The organism is Bradyrhizobium sp. LTSPM299, assembly GCF_000938235.1.
GTDB lineage: Bacteria > Pseudomonadota > Alphaproteobacteria > Rhizobiales > Xanthobacteraceae > Bradyrhizobium.
Genome location: NZ_JYMU01000089.1, coordinates 16,072 through 32,424, shown reverse-complemented (window position 1 = coordinate 32,424; position 16,353 = coordinate 16,072). Strand labels below are relative to the sequence as shown.

Annotated in this window: 13 protein-coding genes and 1 pseudogene; 1 reads left to right on the top strand and 13 read right to left on the bottom strand. The window is 59.2% G+C overall.

Annotated elements, in window-relative coordinates:
• Nucleotides 1-105, top strand: a pseudogene (locus tag UP10_RS46200) (DUF2285 domain-containing protein); the annotation flags it as partial.
• A gap of 630 nt (nucleotides 106-735) precedes the next feature.
• Here the strand turns inward: UP10_RS46200 and UP10_RS43685 are convergent.
• From UP10_RS43685 to UP10_RS38670, 13 genes are all read right to left on the bottom strand, one after another.
• The gene (locus UP10_RS43685; protein ID WP_082077521.1) at nucleotides 736-1,143 is read right to left on the bottom strand and encodes a hypothetical protein; all 408 of its coding nucleotides are present in this window, start codon (nucleotides 1,141-1,143) and stop codon (nucleotides 736-738) included.
• 980 nt (nucleotides 1,144-2,123) lie between these two features.
• Nucleotides 2,124-3,581, bottom strand: a complete 1,458-nt coding sequence (locus tag UP10_RS38725) for an MmgE/PrpD family protein (RefSeq protein WP_044592430.1) — start codon at nucleotides 3,579-3,581, stop codon at nucleotides 2,124-2,126.
• 61 nt (nucleotides 3,582-3,642) lie between these two features.
• Nucleotides 3,643-4,521: an isocitrate lyase/PEP mutase family protein gene (locus UP10_RS38720; RefSeq protein WP_044592429.1), complete on the bottom strand. Its 879-nt coding sequence runs from the start codon at nucleotides 4,519-4,521 to the stop codon at nucleotides 3,643-3,645.
• A gap of 87 nt (nucleotides 4,522-4,608) precedes the next feature.
• Entirely contained in the window at nucleotides 4,609-5,181 is a 573-nt protein-coding gene (locus UP10_RS38715; protein WP_044592428.1) for a cysteine hydrolase family protein, read from the bottom strand.
• An 816-nt stretch (nucleotides 5,182-5,997) separates the two neighbouring features.
• Nucleotides 5,998-6,885, bottom strand: a complete 888-nt coding sequence (locus UP10_RS38710) for a thiamine pyrophosphate-dependent enzyme (RefSeq protein WP_050044034.1) — start codon at nucleotides 6,883-6,885, stop codon at nucleotides 5,998-6,000.
• Entirely contained in the window at nucleotides 6,882-8,729 is a 1,848-nt protein-coding gene (locus UP10_RS38705) for a 2-oxoacid:acceptor oxidoreductase subunit alpha (protein ID WP_082077519.1), read from the bottom strand. Before UP10_RS38705 ends, UP10_RS38710 begins: the two co-directional genes overlap by 4 nt.
• A 3-nt stretch (nucleotides 8,730-8,732) precedes the next feature.
• On the bottom strand, nucleotides 8,733-9,257 hold the full coding sequence (locus UP10_RS38700; protein WP_044592426.1) for a flavodoxin domain-containing protein: 525 nt from the start codon (nucleotides 9,255-9,257) through the stop codon (nucleotides 8,733-8,735).
• Nucleotides 9,258-9,335: 78 nt separating this feature from the next.
• Nucleotides 9,336-10,817, bottom strand: coding sequence for a cytochrome-c peroxidase (locus tag UP10_RS38695; protein ID WP_197087015.1), 1,482 nt, complete (start codon nucleotides 10,815-10,817; stop codon nucleotides 9,336-9,338).
• A gap of 238 nt (nucleotides 10,818-11,055) precedes the next feature.
• The gene (locus UP10_RS38690) at nucleotides 11,056-11,322 is read right to left on the bottom strand and encodes a hypothetical protein (RefSeq protein ID WP_044592425.1); all 267 of its coding nucleotides are present in this window, start codon (nucleotides 11,320-11,322) and stop codon (nucleotides 11,056-11,058) included.
• 174 nt (nucleotides 11,323-11,496) lie between these two features.
• Entirely contained in the window at nucleotides 11,497-12,873 is a 1,377-nt protein-coding gene (pcaB, locus tag UP10_RS38685) for a 3-carboxy-cis,cis-muconate cycloisomerase (RefSeq protein WP_044592424.1), read from the bottom strand.
• Nucleotides 12,874-13,044: 171 nt separating this feature from the next.
• Nucleotides 13,045-13,932, bottom strand: coding sequence for an efflux RND transporter periplasmic adaptor subunit (locus UP10_RS38680; protein ID WP_044592432.1), 888 nt, complete (start codon nucleotides 13,930-13,932; stop codon nucleotides 13,045-13,047).
• A 109-nt stretch (nucleotides 13,933-14,041) separates the two neighbouring features.
• Nucleotides 14,042-14,245 (bottom strand): DUF1656 domain-containing protein, encoded by a 204-nt coding sequence (locus tag UP10_RS38675; protein WP_044592423.1) that lies wholly within the window; start codon nucleotides 14,243-14,245, stop codon nucleotides 14,042-14,044.
• The gene (locus tag UP10_RS38670) at nucleotides 14,242-16,320 is read right to left on the bottom strand and encodes an FUSC family protein (protein ID WP_044592422.1); all 2,079 of its coding nucleotides are present in this window, start codon (nucleotides 16,318-16,320) and stop codon (nucleotides 14,242-14,244) included. Before UP10_RS38670 ends, UP10_RS38675 begins: the two co-directional genes overlap by 4 nt.
• Nucleotides 16,321-16,353: the final 33 nt, after the last annotated feature.

Here is a 16,353-nt window from a genome sequence, read left to right as displayed (position 1 = left end):
GAGCCAGATCGTGCGCGCGAAGCGTTTGATAGTCATTTGGCCCGCGCCAAATGGATGACCGAACATGGATATCACCAGCTGTTACGTGGCGGCGCCCTAAGCTAGGGCCGCAACGATCACGTACGGCTCCCGGCATTGATAATTGGGTGGATCGGTGATCGTCTCGCGTTTATGAGCCCGATCCATCGTTGGGTAGTCCGTGTATCCCTCGGCACCAAGACCAGCGGCGCTTTGAATATTTCCGGAAACCAAGGGCGGCGAGGAAATTTTTCGCGAATGCGCCAGCCACGGTGAGGCATCGCGCCGGGGCTACTCTGCTAATGTCGGCAGCAAATTCCTCAAGCGTTCGCCGCTGTTCACCAGCGTCTTATTCAACCATTATTCAACGAACACGGCTGATGGCTACCTAAGTGCCTGAGTTTGCTGGCGCTCCCTAGGGCCGTCTTTCGCAGTGCTACCAGCCTATTTACAGCTGGTTTTTCAGTCACTTAGCTTTTTGCCGTCTCCGAGCGGAGAGACGGACCGTAAGACATTTCGCCGCGTTCCGAGAGGGATAGAAACGGCATCGGACCAGGGCGACAGCGGGCGGATTGGCAAGGTGTTGTTGGCCGCCAGGCAGTCAGCTTCACTGTGCTGTCAGCGCTACCTGCGGCACAATCCGAACCGCAGACCGAGAGACGTCCTAATTCGCGGTGGTACACGCTGCATTCGCTAAAGCGCATTCCACAGTGGCACTCAGGCAGACCGCCGTGTTTCATCGGGTCCGCGATCGGATTGCGGGCTACGGGTGTTGTCTACAACAAGGCGAAGCACGGGCGATTGAACCGGACCCGGCGCTGTGGTCACCGCCACATCAGACCCGGACGATTGCTCCCGGACCAGTACGGTGGGGAGTGGCGCTTCGAGCGAAGCCAGAAGCTGTCGTCCATTTTCTGTGATCTGCCAACCGCCATTGTCCCGCAGCACAAGCGCGCTGGAAAAAATATCGAGCTTTGGAGCGCGAGCCGCCAACCGACGCATCCGGTCGGTCCAATCCGATCCGCTCGACATCAAGACGCTGACATAACGCGTCACCTCGGCAACGGAGGCACGTCCATCAGGATGACCCGCCAGAACCTTCAAAACTGTAATCTGAAAACTCACGGCACGCTCCGCGACAAACGATTACTTTACTGGCAATGCCGCGAGATTAGTCTCTTCTGCTTGCCCGTCCAGTGCTCCCCATAGCGAGAGTTCTGGGCTGTGTCTGAACCGCCACAAGGCGGCAGGGGTCGGCGCGCGCCGAACGCAGTAATGCTGGCAATGGAACTGACTGTAGCAGCCGCGTTTGTGCCTCGGGCACCACTGCGGCGCGGCGAAAGCAATTAAGTCGCCACGCCGCGATTTACAAGGATGAGATAAAATCGTGGGCGCGGAATCAAGGAGGAGCGGTGAAGGCTCGCGCTCAATTACAGAAAGGCGGCCAGGGGGGCAGTTTCGGCCATTCCTGCGGGAAATAGCAGCGCGTCTTGTTAGGGCGATATCCAGACTGCGACGTGGAGTGATAGCGAAGACTCGAACCCCTTTTATCGCTGCGGTTTCTGTCACCGATGTAACCACCGCCGAACCTGAATCGATCGCCGTCGTTAACGACCTGGACGCGTGCCTCTGCTGCAAATGATAGCAGATTTAGAGCGAACACCGCGCCCACCAGCATCATAGTGTATCTTCGCATTTTCCTTACGCCCTTTGATGCGCACCTGCCGACGTGCCATGGCGACGAGGTACCAACGCCACAGTCCCAAGCGGTGATCGCTGCATCGCAAACCTTTCAGCATCCCGCCCTCCTGCGTACTTCCATAACGTCAGCACGACTCTATCCCGGCTCGACCGCAATTGATTTGATCGGCCTGCTCAGGTGTGTGCATTTCCGCGGCTTCGCATGTGCCGCTGGCAAGGCAGCGATGGTGGCGAGAGAAATGCCGCACCAACATTTCGAGTTCTTCGCCAAGACCTCGGGAAACGCAGAGCGCCCCTCGTCGATTCATTTATCGTGAACAGGACGCTCTCCAAGACGCAACAAAAGAGATCGCGGATCTAATGGCATCCAACCCATACCGTTGCTAAGATCGAACGTTGCATCACTATTCGAGCGCGGACCGAACCTTTGGAGCAAGAAGGTCGACCAGCGACGAGATATCGCCGACGGATTCGATATTAAGCACCGTCTTTTCGATCGCCGATTGGCGATCAACCGAGATGATCGAGTGTGTCAGACTTCGATATTTGTCCAGAATCTCATCGTTAGTTAGAGCACGTGGACCGGTCCCTCTCGGATGGGCCACGACCTTGCTGTGCTTGCTACCGTCCTTTGATGTGATGCAGACGCGCGTGGTCTCCCTCTCGCTGACCGGAAGCTTGTCGTAATCCTTATCATGGTGAATTTTTGTACGACCGATCAAACCCCAGATATCGTCCTTGTTGATCCGCTTCTCGGAAAACTGTTCAACCAGGACCTGTCCATCCAGCAACGCCGCGGCCACGGCGTAGGCGACGTTCATTTGAGCGCCGATCGGTTCCAACGGACGGACCGCCTGCCAACCACCATGACCGTAGGCGGCCTCGGGCATGAAGATATCGACCTGCTCGATCTCGCCTACCTTCACCTCCGGCCTCAATTCAAGTGCGGCTCCGATCGCCGCATGCAACAGGCCCATAGCGGCATACGCCTTAACGGCGATGCGATCGGTCTCCCATTCCTCTCCCAGATTGGCATAGATTTTTGACGCATCGGGGTTATGGCCCTCGCCGAAGACCGATAGCCATCCCCCATATTCACGTTCGAAAACGCGTTTGATCCCTACGTAACCCACTGCGGCCAAGGCCGCAGCCGTCAGTCCGTTCCGCGACGCGAACCCGTGTTGCATGCGCTTGACCATAGATTCGAATTGCGCCGACATCAGACCGCATGACTGTGTGGCGGCGCTACCTAGCGCGTCTTCATACTGCGCCGCGTTCAAATCATAAAGACAGCCGGCGGAGGCTGCGGCCGCAAGCGTGCCGAACACCACGCCCGAATGCCAACCTCTCGACAGCATATCCAGCCCGCCGAGAGCCATACCCACCCGAGGGCCCGTCTCGTAGCCAAGGATCGCACCAAGCAAAAAACGCGCGCCGTCTACCGGTCCCACGTGCGGAACCGCCGCGAGCATCGCAGGTAGCACGATCGCGTTGCTGTGTAGAGGCGCCAAGGGGTGATAATCGTCCAATTCGAAGCCTTGAATAAAGCTTGAATTGAGCATGGCCGCGGACGACGAGCTAGTTGTACGACCGCCCCAGCCGATGAGCACGCCCTTACCGGAATCGTCGAGCTCCGTGATGCCTTCCACTCCCTTGCGAGAGACGGGCAGCTGCGCGCCAACTAATGCGCAGGCGACGCCATCCAGGATCAGATATTTTGCATGCTCGCGCACCGACGGCGGAATGTCCTCAATACTGGTTGCTGCGAGCCAGGTCGCGAGCCGACCCGTCGGTCCGCTGGGATCCGTCACAGCAGTCGGGTTTTGATGCGAACAATGAACATCGGCTTTGGCAGTTTTCATGCGGTTTCTCCTGGGGTGCCGTTCCACAACTTCCGAACTGCCCGTCATCCGGACCCTCGACTCAAGTTATTGACAAATGTGCGTAGCTTCTCGCCATCTCATCGAATTCCTCCTTGCCGACCAGACGCTGTCGCTCTGCGAAGGATGCGATACAGCTATCCCGCTCGTCTAAAACACCCTTCTCGCGCAACGTCCGGAGAGCCGTCCGCATCCCGAGAAGCATTCCTTGAAGGGCTGCGTTTGCGTACAGGACGAAGGAATATCCCATGTCTTCGCAGCTCTTGCGGTCGACGATGGGCGTCTTGCCACCCAACACGATGTTTAGCAGTTGAGGAGCCCTCAGGCGCTTTGGGATCTCCTTGAGTTCTTCAAGCGAGTTCGGCGCCTCGACGAATGTCATATCGGCGCCGGCATCGATATAGCGACCCGCTCGCTCGATGGCGGCCTCGAATCCTTCGACGGCGCAGGCGTCCGTTCGCGCGATCACGACGACGTCCTCCCGTCGCGAATCGACGGCCGCCTTTATCTTGCTTACCATTTCGTCGGCGACGATAAGTTCCTTGCCGTCGAAGTGTCCGCACCGCTTTGGCGCACACTGGTCCTCTAACTGGACAGCGCTTGCTCCTGCCCGCTCCAGCGCTCTGACGGTATGTGAAACGTTCAACGCGTTACCAAATCCTGTGTCTGCATCAACCACCAAAGGCAGGTCGACGACGCCCCGTATCGCCATCGTGTGCTCGGTTACTTGAGATAGATCCAAAAAGCCGAGATCGGGGAGACCGAGCAATGTATTGGTGAGCCCTGCCCCCGTAAGGTAGACAGCGGAGAAGCCGAGGTCAGCAACCACACGAGCGGCAAGGGCGTTAGGCGCTCCTGGCAGGATGACGCCTCGATCGCTTTGCAGCATTTTGCGCAGCACTTGAATATGCTCTCTCGCCATCCGAATCTCCTTGGAGCGCTATTGCCGAGATCCGCAGTCGCTCCGGTCCGTCGTTGCACCTTAACGGGCGCGGAGTCGTTTCCTGAACTACAGTCGGGTTAGCTCTTCGGTTTTCATGATCTGGGCAATTCGGCTTAATAGCTCTATCGACTCGCGATGAGCGTCTTGCGAGGCCGCCGCACAGGCGTCCTCAACGATAACCACTGAGTAGTCACGATCATGAGCATCGCGCGCGGTTGCCTGTACGGCCCAAGGCGTACTGACCCCCGCTAACACAAGTCGCTCGATCTTGTTTGCGCGGAGTGCAGATTCCAGGCTCGTGCAATAGAATGCGCTGACTCTTGGCTTCTGCACGATCATATCAACGAGATCAGCTCGTAGATCGGGATGAAAATCGGTACCGCTGCTGCCTAGCTCCAGCGCTCCAAGCGCCTGGGCTGCCCCGAAGAACGGTGATTGCTTTGGCAGATTCACGTAACCGGGCATGAACCCGACTTTGACCAGAATTCTGAGCCAGTTTTTCTCGCCGGACAAAGATATGATCCCGTTGACCCGGTCGATCGTTCCTCCATCAAGCGGATGCCCGCCCTTTTTGACGAGCTTGCCGCTGGGGTGGACGATATCGACTATGTAATCCAGTCCAACGAAGGCGGTTTTCACGGGCAGTTCCTTGGTTTAGTAGTGGCGCGGTTAGGGCAGCGCCGTGCGGCCAAAGCTCGCTCTCGTCTGCTGCACTGTTTTGCGCGGTCCGAAATTAAAAGCGAATTCTCTTGTACAACCAAACGATAGCCGACGGGTCCGCCGACGTCGCGTTAGAATATGTTAGATTCGGTTAGCGCGGCCGCCACTCGGACGTCTGTGCCACACATGCGCAATGAAACGCGCTTGTGTGCCTGATAATTGACCTCGCATCTCAGAATTTTCGACCGAAGCTACCGTCGCTTGCACAATACCGCTCACGCCTGCACCAAAGTGTGGCAGCAGCTCCACCCTTTACCTTCCTCTTCGCGCGACCACCATGATGAGAGATCGCTTGGCAGGAGCAGCCAGTCCACGCATACCGTGGCTCTTCCGCGTCGAGCGCGCGCAGATCCAAAATAGGCGACCGGTAAAGATCGCTTATGACGTGGCTGCTGCTTTCGTGACTAAGCTCAATCACCGCGCGGATCGCTCCACTGATCTCGCAACCCTCGCGCCGGAGCGGTGCTTTTTTGAAGAGATCACGGATCCGCTGATGACGCGTCGGCGTTGCCACCGAGTTTGTCGCAATTGGCGACCTGATCTGATCGGGAGAGGCGCACGAGAACGGTATTGTCGGCAAGACGCGCCGAACCTCGCATCCCCCATAGGTCGGCGCCGCAGCGCTCCAATTCGTACTTCAATCGCGTTGAAGACGATTTCGGTCGGCATCACTGCAAAAGTTGTCAAGCGGATGATCGCAGCCCGCGCCACCGCCTTCCCAACGGGGAAGCTTACTTACACCAACTCCTTCCAATACTCGCTCACATCATACCTCTGCACCTCCTCGACGCAGGTCGTCTCCAGTCCTTGCCGCGGAATTAGCCGGTTATAGAAATCGGGTATGTCCTCGCGTTGATAGAGAATGCCGCAGGCGATGCGATCCTGAACCCGCGTGGCGAGCGCCCTCGCCTGCTGCAGATTGCCTGGGTCGTGACCATCGGCATTTGCGTCGAAGTACCTGTCCAACAGATATTCGTGCGTCGCGAAGTGATTGTATGTCGGACACGCCTGGAGCATCTCGACGAAGGCAAAGCCGCGATGCTGAATGGCGGCCTTGAGAATGCGGGTCATCAGTTTAATGTCGCCGCTGAAGCCACGGGCAACGAAGGTGGGGTTGAGCGAGAAGATCAGGTCCATGCTCGCCAACGTCTGCTCGGGGATCCCGTTGGGGCTTGTGTTCATTGGCTGCCCCTGTGGCGTGAGCGAACTCGCCTGTCCGGTCGTTAGCCCGTAGTTGGTATTGTTGTGAAGGACGAACGTGATCGGATAATTGCTCCTCACTCCGTGGATCAAATGCCCGATACCCTCAGAGAAAGTCGCGCCATCCCCGCCGAAGGCGATGACCGGAACCTTCATATTTGCAAGCTTCGCGCCTGCAGCAAACGGGATAACGCGGCCATGGAGCCCGTGGAAGCGGTAGCCCTCAATTTTGTCCGAGCCGTTGCCGTGACAGCCGACATCGTAACAAAGGCAAACCTGCCACGGACGCAAATTCAGTTCTACCAGCGCATACTTTACGGCCGTCCAAATGCCATAGTTGCCGCAGCCGTCACACCAGACGCACTTGGTCTCCGAATAGTAGTCGGAAAGAACGGGCGGGCGCATCTGCAGATCGACGTTCATGATGAGGTACCTGCATAGTCGAAGCTGGAACAATTTCCTTCGTTTTCCGCGGTGGTCGCACATCTCTCCATCACCGACGCAAGAAGCTCATCGCGGAAGAATGGCCGGCCGTCGTATTTGAGAATTTTATCCGGGATATCCAGGCCGCACTCCATCCTGATCAGCATGCCCAGCTGCCCCTGATAGTTCTGCTCCACCAGGACAATGCGTTTCGACCGCTTTGCCAACCTCTGAAGCTCCTGGGTGCGGAGCGGCCAGAGATACGTGTAGTGCAAATACGCGATCTTCCGCTCTCGCAGTTCGTCGCTGCACATGACGTCTCGAAATACGTCGCCGGTGCTTCCCCAGCCGATCGCGAGCAACTCGATTTCGTCGCCTACGTCCATCCAGTCGGCCGTCTTTGCGTTGCAACCGCCGATACTCAGGTCAGGTGCGGGAAGCCCCGCCTTTAATCCGTGGAACTTCCGCAACCGCTTTTCCATCTGCAACTTAGTGTTGACGCCGGACTCATTCACGGCGCCGATGGAATCGTGTTCATCGGCCTGGGCGCAATAGGTCGCCGCGTCGCCGCCGGGAAGCCACCGCAACGAAACGCCGCCTTCGGCGTGCGGGTTAAATCGGTCGGAAGATTTCAGGGCTTTCAGCTTCTCGGGCTCGACGACCAGCCTGCCGCGATCGATATCGGCCTTTTCCAGATCGTAAGGCTGTTGCGTATAGAGCGCCTCAGCGATCTGCTTGTCAGTAAGAACAATGACACTGATTTGATACCGTTCTGCCAGATTGAATGCGACCGGCATCAAATCGAAGGCATCCTGGCTGTTGCTGACCGAGATTACGCAGCGCGTGAATTCGCCGGCAGAGCAGTTCGCGGCCTGCAGTAGACCGCCTTGAGCCGTCCAGGTCGGCAGGCCCGTCGCCGGACCGGGGCGTTGCGCCAGCACAAACACCGTCGGGTTCTCGATCATGGCATTCAGAGACAGTGTCTCGCTCATAAGATCAAAGCCGACACCGGAGGTGGCGGTGAGCGCGCGAGTTCCCATGTACATCGCCCCGCTCACGATCTGCGCGGCGGTGATTTCGTCTTCCGCCTGCTTGATCACCATATGAGTCTTGTTTTCGAGCTCGGCAATGAATGACAGCAGCGGGCTGGAGGGCGTCATCGGGTAGCCGGCACAGAGCCGCACCCCCGCATGAACGGCGCCGAGTCCCATCGCCTGACTGCCGGTAATCAAAAGGTGGCTCGCGAAGCCTTCGTCAGGTGGCGGCAACGGGACGGAGATCGTCTCCTGCTCTGGATCGACAAAGGAATATCCCTCATCGATGCATCGCATGTTGAGTTCGAGCAGGGCTTTTTTCTTCGCGAACCTGCCCCCGACGAGAGATTTGAGGGTATCGATATCCTGGTCAAGCATGGACCAGACGAAACCGGTCAGCAGCACGTTCGACAGTATTGCCGTCGCACCAAGGCGATTGAGAATGTCATCAACCGGGAAATAGATGACGCGAAGGCTTCGTTCCGCGATCAGCTTCCGATGCTGCTCCGGAAACTGCCACCCGGGCGTCACGTGCAGCACGATTCCTCCCTGTTTCACTTCATCCATGTTCAGCTCGAGACCGTGATGGTTGAGTGCGACAAGCACGTTCACCGTGGTTTCGGTGCTGCAAATGTGTTCATTCGAGACGTCCAGCTGGTAACTCGCATGCCCGCCCTTTATCTGGGAGGGATACTCGCGATAGCCGAACACGCAGTACCCGGATCTCTTGAGACCCTTGGCGATGATCGTGCCAATGGAGTTTATTCCCTGTCCGGAAGCGCCGACCATTTTGAGAGATATGCGGGGCATCGCCTAACTCCAATCTGCCGGCTTCGCAGCATTCACCAGCTGTTTGCTCCAAACTCTTACTGCCTCCTCCTGGCCGTAGGGCTCGTTGATGATTTTAAGCGCTGGAACAATGAGCCGGCCATGGTGGGCCTTCACGTAGTGCTGCAAATGATCCGCCGCTCGCGCCGTGTAGAAGTATCGATGGTCCCCGAGCCCGATGCACGCACACGGTTTGCCGGCCAGATCCAGCGTCTTCGCCTTGTCATGGAGCAGCACCCACATGTGTGGATTCAATTGTCCCTCGATGCCTCCGGTATTCCAGGTCGCGGAGGCGAGCAGGAGAACATCTCCGGTTAGCAAATCCTGTGGCTGCGCCTTCTCAGCCAACGTTTCATCGACCTCCCAGCCTGGGGCAATGGTCTTCAAAGAATCGATCAGCGCCCCCACTACGTACTCCGTGTGACCGCTGGTCGAGGCAAAGACGACATGGAGGAATCGACGCTGAACGAAGTGTGAAGCCGCCCTGGCGGCGTTGGCAATGTTGCTCACGAGTTACCTCCGCTTTGACGTTGTTAGATTGTGTTAGTCGTGCTGCGGGCGGCCCGGGAATGGTTGAGGACGATGACCTTATTTCTGGGACGGGGCATATCCATCGGTCAATGTTTGCATGAAGGCCACTAACACGTTCTCTTCCTGCTCAGTCAGATCCAGGTTCCCAGTCTTGCTCTTGTTCACGTTTTCGGTGGTCTCTGGCGCCGGCCAGCAACCGGTCCCTTCGCGAGGATCACGCGGTGCACAGCGCGGCAACACGTCGCGTGTATTGTAGAAATGGACGATCTCCTTGAGGCTCTTGAAGTAGCCATTATGTCCATACGCTTTGACAAAGTCTGACGAAGGCCGCTTGTCGACGTTGCGCAGTGTCGGGACCTGGAATCTGCCGCGGTTCTGCGACGCCAATGACTTCCAGCGCGCATCGACGGAAGATGGTTGACTGAGCGGATGGCCGTTCGAGAGGAAAGCCCCGACGCCGCCATCGACAAATCCGGAGCCCTCCTTGTTTGCGACGTAACCGCGATCGTCCGAGACGCTTTCTGAATAGTAAGGAAGGTCCGGATTGGCCGGCGTACCAATATTGCTCGCGGTAAAATCCGTAAACAGTGGATCTTCTCCAGGTCCGCCGTCGCGATGACAATCGTTACACCTGCCCTTCCCGCGAAAGACGTCGTAGCCCTGTCTTTCCTGCGGCGTAAACTGTGCTTTGCCGGCGCGCACGGCATCGTACTTCGATGAAAATGCAGTGACTTCGTGGGACGCTTCGTAGCTGGCGATCGATTGCGCCATTTGGTCGAACGTACCGGCGGCGCGACCGCGATCCACCGCACTCAAACGCACGGGCGTCGGATCGTTCGCCGGCGGCGGACCGGGAGTGTTGCAGACCTGCTCGACGTCTACCGGCCACGCAATCGCGAATGCTTGGGGGCCCCACACGGCTTCGAACAGACCACGATAAGGTCGTTGCGAAGCGCGATAGACCGAGCATGCGAGGTCGGGAAGGCCCATCTCGACCGGATTGGTTGGCGGACCTTCGGCCTGTTCGGCCGCCGGATTGCCAAGACGTCGCCCGGTCGCCCGCATATCCCAGAAGTTGCCGCCCACCAGATCGTCCTGACCCTCGTTGTAGTGCAACACGGGAGCGAGCGGCGCATAGGTATGGGTCTGCGGCTTGCGTTCGCTGAAACGGGTCCGGACGGATCCGGGGTATGAACCAGTGGTCCGGTTGAGTTCTGAGACCGGCCCAGTAAACCCGGTCTCCGGTGTGTGACAGAATGCACAGGCCTCGTTGCGATTGACCGAGAGCTCCTTGTCGAAGAGCATCAGCTTTCCGAGCAGCTCGATCTGCTGGACCTGATTGTCGGGGACGGATCTCACCCGCGCCAGGGCATCTGCTTCGATGCGATCGATTTCGGCTTCCACGCGGGCAATCGCGGCGAGAGTCGTCGCCGAAAACGGTCTTGACCTATCCTGCGCCAACAGCAAGGGGATTGCCGTACACATGACGGCAACAACGCCAGAGCAAATCCCGCCAACAATTCGAATGCGCGAATGCATGATCGCACCCTGAGACCGTAGCGCCCCCTCAACACTAGAAGCATCATGAAATGGCTCGCAGAACTGGCTTGAGCACATTGTAGGAAGCCGATGCATTCCATCGCCGGATCGACTGTCCGAAAAGCCAATTGATGTTATCAGCGCTTCCTTCTTCTCAGTGGTCATTTCCGATCCTTGGGAAACCGGGTAAGCGATAGCCTGCTTCGAGCGCATCCCATTCATGCTTCGCCACGGAGCGCTATCGTTCCTCGAAGGAGGCCAGAAGGTCGCCCGCCGCGCTCAGGTCGCCTTCCTTTTTGAGCGATCCAAGCGCCGCATAGGCACCCCGCAATGAGTCTGGGCGTCCCGGACATCGGTCTTTATTTGCGACGCCGGCGCCGGTTACGTAGACGATCTCATATCCGAGATCCTGGATCACGCGCGCGAACAGCGCGTTCGCTGTGCCGGGCACCGTGATGGCTTTGCGCTGGCCGATGAGGCGTTTGAGTTCTGCTGCCGACGTCATGAAGCTTCTCCACGTGTGAGCTGGAGGTGTCCGCGATGTGCACTACCGCACACTCGATGTCCCCGAGCGTTTCGATTGTCATGTTGCTCTTCTCTCGACAGATTATTTCTCTGCGACCGATGGAACCGTGAACATTGGGGCGCTAAACCGATCATTCCTCGCGGTGCGCATGGTCTATCTCCTTAAAACAGAACGAGATGCTGCATGCGAAGCGAAGACGAGCACCTTATCGGTCATCACGCCCGCGAGCCCGAGGTAGTTCGCCGGGTCGGTCAGTGCTTGAATCTCGTCTCGAGATAGGTGCGCCATGACCGTCTGCCGCTCGGCGAGCAAGTCCGCCAGCGGCCGATCCTGCTCCAGCGACTTACGGCAAAGGTCGTAGACAAGATCATGCGCCTCGTCGCGACCGAGCGCCGGGGCGAGGCCCATCATCACGGCTTCCGACACGATGAGGCCGTGCGTGGCATCGAGGTTTGCCCGCATGCGGTCAGGATGCACCTCAAGACCCTTAAGGACAAACACGGCCTGATTGAGCGCACCGGCCGCCAGCGTGAAGATGCTGGGCAGCGTGATCCATTCGATTTCCCAGGGCCCGGTGGCGCGCTCATGATCCTCATCCATGGCGGTGAGCAGTGCTGCTACCGACTGCCGTACTGAGGCCGCGCAGGCCGTGATATAGACGCAGGAGATCGGATTGCGCTTTTGCGGCATAGTCGAAGAGGAGCCGCGGTTGGCGGCGAACGGCTCGCTGGCTTCGCCGACCTCCGTTTGCATCATCAACTTCAGGTCGGTCGCGAACTTTGCGAGCGTGCCTGTCAGGAGACCTAGAAAACAGCCTGCCTCGGCGATACGATCGCGCTCCGTGTGCCAGGCAATATCGGGCTGAGCTAAGCCGAGTTCGCGCGCGAGCGCCTCCTGGACCGCCAGACCCTTTTCGCCCAGCGAGGCGAGCGTGCCGCAGGCGCCCCCAAATTCGAACACCTCAATGCGAGGCCTGATCTCCTTGAGACGATCGCGATGACGCAGCAAGGTGGCGAGCAGCCTTGCCATCTTGAAGCCGAACGTGATCGGCACTGCCTGCTGAAGGTTGCTGCGGCCCGCCATGGGCAGGTCGCGATAATCGTGCGCTAGGTTGGCAGTAGCTGCGATCGCCTCATCCAGCTTGTTCGCGATAATGTCGAAAGAGGCACGGATCTGGAGGACGGTCGCTGAATCAGTGACATCCTGTGTGGTCGCGCCCCAATGGCACCAGTTGCCCGCTTCACCACGGCACAGATGGCCGATCTGATGGACGACGCCCAGCACCGGATAGCCGATGTTGAGTGATTCCTCCTCCAGCCTGGCGAAGTCGATATTTTCGACCTTGCAGACGCAGTTGATCTCGGTGGCGGCGTCTTGTGGAATGAGACCGAGTCCCGCCTGGGCACGAGCGAGCGCCGCTTCCCAGTCTAGGTAGCATTGCGTGCGATACTCGTCCGACCATATCTGCCGAACTCCCCGGTCACCGAACATATTGCGGAATACTAGCGAGTCGATCGTGCTGGTTGGCATTCGATGTCTCCTGTCGATAAGACGCAGATCAGGGATCACTTTTTGGACGCCGATTGATAACTTACACTTTCTGGGTACGTGCCACGGTCTTTCGTTGCGCTGCGCAACTTCGAGGCCAATTCCGCCGGCCGGCAAGCGCGCCAACTTGAGCTGGGGCGGCAAGCCGGCTACTCAATTCGACGGCCGCCCAGGTCGCGCGTCGACCTGGACCGTCGCCGTCATGCCAGCGACCAGGCGAACGCCATAAGGTACCTGATCAATCCCGATGTGCACCGGCACGCGTTGAGCAAGCCGTACCCAAGTGAAGACTGGGTTCACCGTCGCAAGCCCTTGCTGGTCAGGTTGCGCGTTTGAGACGTTGATGCCACGCGCGACGCTGCCGACCCTACCGCGAACGATCTGGCGGTAGCTCATCAATTTGATCTCGGCAGGATCGCCCTCCTGCATGGAGGCAAGTTGCGTTTCCTCAAAATATGCATCGACCCAGAAGGAATCGGCGTCGACGATCGAGATCTCGTTCCGTCCAACGGTGGCATAGTCACCCAGCTGCGCCAGGAGATTGGTCACCCAGCCATTCACCGGAGAACGGATCTGGGTGCGCTCCAGGTTAACCTTGGCCTGATCGCGGTTGGCGACTGCCTGCTGATATTGCGCCTGGGCCGCGACGGCGTTCGACTTGAAGATCTGTTTCTGCTCCACCGAGACTGACAGGTCGTCGAGTTTGAGCCGGCGTTCTGCCTCGCGCTGTGCATTCTGGGCCGTGGCCTGAGCCTGATCGACCGCTGCATCGGCCAACTGGAGGGCGATCTTGTAGTTAGTTGGATCGATTACCAGCAGCAAATCGCCCTTGTGCACGAACTGATTGTCGGCGGCCGATAGCTCGACGATGCGTCCTGCGACCTCCGGCGCCATGGTGACGACATAGGTGCGCACCGTGCCGTCGCGTGTCCACGGCGCCGTCATATACGCGTCCCACATCGTCCAGCCGAGAACCACGGCAAACACGGTCGTGGCGAGCGTGATCAAAAGCGGGACGGTTAGGATCGGCGCCTTGCGCATTTTGCGGACGGCTGGCTCTGCCGAGCGGACGACGTGAAGATCACCATTCTTGCGCTCCGGTTTGGCTTCAGCATCGGACAGTTTGGTTTCAGGATCGGACATGGCGGCCTCAGCGTGAAATGACGAGGACGATTGACGACAGCACGATGATGTACACAGCGAACACGAACAGCGCCGGATGCCAGACGTAGGCCAGCAAGCCAAAGCGGCCCGTGACCCTGCGCAAGACGACGGTGACGAACCATGCAGCCGCCATCATTACCGAGATCGGCGCAACGTAGACGCCGAGCAGATTGACCTCGACAAACTTCAAGCTGATGCTCCTGCGTCGAAATAAGAGCGATGTTGGACCAAGGCGTCGCAGATCACGAGGAGTCGGCCGCGCTCTCGCTGCATAAGCGAGGTCTGCGGCTCGCCCGTCTCGAGTAACGCAAGCCGTTGATCGAGTGCGGTCAGCCCTGCTATTGCAGTAACGTTGTTACCTTGCGCGAGGGCCGCGAGCGCAGAGCCGAGCTCCGAGACCAGGCCTAGTTGAGGTACGATGCGACGAAGATGGATAATCTCGGTCCCGACCAACAGCGCCGTCAGGAGCTGCGCCCGCTGCAGCGGCTCGGCTTGGTCCGGCAACGCCGCGAGGCGGCTGTACACATGCCCTTCCCAATCGACTCGTGGCCGCCGCGCGCCAGACGTCGCGAGGCGGCGCAGGTCGCGCAAGGTCAGCGCGAGCAGCCGTCGGCTCCGCAGTGCCGGTGACAGCGGTGGGAGCAGGCGAAACGACAGCGCCGCAGCGCCGCAGCCCAGAACGATCGCCAGCGCGGCGTTGTAGAATTGCACGGTGTCGTAGCTCGTCTGGTTGGCCGGCGCGAGCAACGGCACGAAATTGCCGGCCAGGGCGGCAAACATCGTTGCCTGCGATGATTGGGCCATCAGGGCACCCGCCGGAACCAAAAAGAGTCCCATCACGATGCTGAAGCCGGCGAAGGTCTCTACATTCGGTAAGCCCGCAAATGCAACGATTGCGGCGCAAACCGCGGCAAGGCCTACCCCCACCGTGAAGCTCATCGCTACCGCGTAGGCCACATCGGCTTTCGGCGCGAAGATGATGACCGAAATCGCCGTAAAGGTGATGGCCAACGCCCCGTTTGGCCAAGCGTTGATTATCCAGAAGACCTCAACCGCCCCAATGGTCACGAATGCGCGCCCAGCATTGACGAGCGCCGGCAGCCAATCGGGCACGTAGAATCTTGCGCGGCGGCGGTGATCTTGGTGACGAACAGGGTCGGCGATCAGCAACGCCAGTCCGTCAAGGACATCGGACAAGCCAGCAAGCAATCGGGCGGTTTGGTCGGCCATTAGCCGTTGCGACGGCGTGCCCGCCGGCATGGCGATCAGCCGTCGCACCGCCGCTTCACACAGGTGGCCCATTCCGACCGGGTCGGTTATCCAGGATGTCGCATCGCCCTGCGGTGACGCGGACCGCAGCGCCATCGGCACGCTGTTCAGCACGGCATCGGCTTCCTGCCGAGCCGTGTCATCCGGCAAGCGCGCGAGCCGCCACACTACGGCCGACCAACCGGCCAGAGCCTCAAACAGACCGTCCTTTGTCGCCTGCAGCACCCACGAATGATAGCGAAGCTTCGAGGATTCTCCGATCGCCTGGTCGATCACTGGGTCGAGCGCGATGACCTGTCGTACGAGTTCGCGTCGAACCGGCTGCATGTCCGACAGCTCCGAACCGGCCAGCGTCAATGCGGAGCCGAACTTGCTCGTGATTTGGGTTGACAAGCCCGCGAGCAGTGCGGCGAGCCGCCGTGGAGCAGCACCGAAATCACTCCCGGCGAGGACGATGCCTGCGCACACAATGCCGATCCAGATCTCGCTGACGCGGGTGATAGCGAGCGTGAAGGCTTCGCCATTGACGCCGCCGGTAGCGCCCAGCTCATCGCCGGCAATGATCGCGGCCGTGTAGCCGGCCAGTGCTGCTGCGTAGCTCGCGAAATTGCCCAACAGCGTGGCAACAAGCGCGCAGACCGCCCCCCAAAGCGCCAAGCCTATGAGAAAACCGGCGCGGTTTTGCGGGAAACACGCTGTCAGCACTATGATCGCGACCGCGCCTACCAAGGTGCCGATCATGCGAAACCATCCCTTGCGAAGCGACGCCCCGAGAAGCGGTTGGCACACCAGCGCGGCGGACGTGCCGGCCCAAGAAGCGTTGTCGAGCTCCAGCCAGAACGCGACGTAGAGAGCAAGACAGACGGAGGCCCACAGTCGCAGACCGAACAGCATCGGCGGGCCGGAGGTCCGCGCAGCGTTCACCAAAACCGCCTCCCATCGGCTAACCGCCTTGCGGTCCGGCACCAGCGCGCCCTTGTCGACGGTGTCCACCATCTTTAGTCCTCCCGATAGCGCGGAAGCATCAAA

What these genes read in the sequence shown, in the direction of transcription:
- UP10_RS38720 (WP_044592429.1), bottom strand. Translation starts at nt 4,521, where the DNA reads ATGGCGAGAGAGCATATTCAAGTGCTGCGCAAAATGCTGCAAAGCGAT.
- UP10_RS38710 (WP_050044034.1), bottom strand. Translation starts at nt 6,885, where the DNA reads ATGAACGTCGATCTGCAGATGCGCCCGCCCGTTCTTTCCGACTACTAT.
- UP10_RS38690 (WP_044592425.1), bottom strand. Translation starts at nt 11,322, where the DNA reads ATGACGTCGGCAGCAGAACTCAAACGCCTCATCGGCCAGCGCAAAGCC.
- UP10_RS38725 (WP_044592430.1), bottom strand. Translation starts at nt 3,581, where the DNA reads ATGAAAACTGCCAAAGCCGATGTTCATTGTTCGCATCAAAACCCGACT.
- UP10_RS38705 (WP_082077519.1), bottom strand. Translation starts at nt 8,729, where the DNA reads ATGCCCCGCATATCTCTCAAAATGGTCGGCGCTTCCGGACAGGGAATA.
- pcaB (WP_044592424.1), bottom strand. Translation starts at nt 12,873, where the DNA reads ATGCCAACCAGCACGATCGACTCGCTAGTATTCCGCAATATGTTCGGT.
- UP10_RS38695 (WP_197087015.1), bottom strand. Translation starts at nt 10,817, where the DNA reads ATGCATTCGCGCATTCGAATTGTTGGCGGGATTTGCTCTGGCGTTGTT.
- UP10_RS38670 (WP_044592422.1), bottom strand. Translation starts at nt 16,320, where the DNA reads ATGGTGGACACCGTCGACAAGGGCGCGCTGGTGCCGGACCGCAAGGCG.
- UP10_RS38680 (WP_044592432.1), bottom strand. Translation starts at nt 13,932, where the DNA reads ATGCGCAAGGCGCCGATCCTAACCGTCCCGCTTTTGATCACGCTCGCC.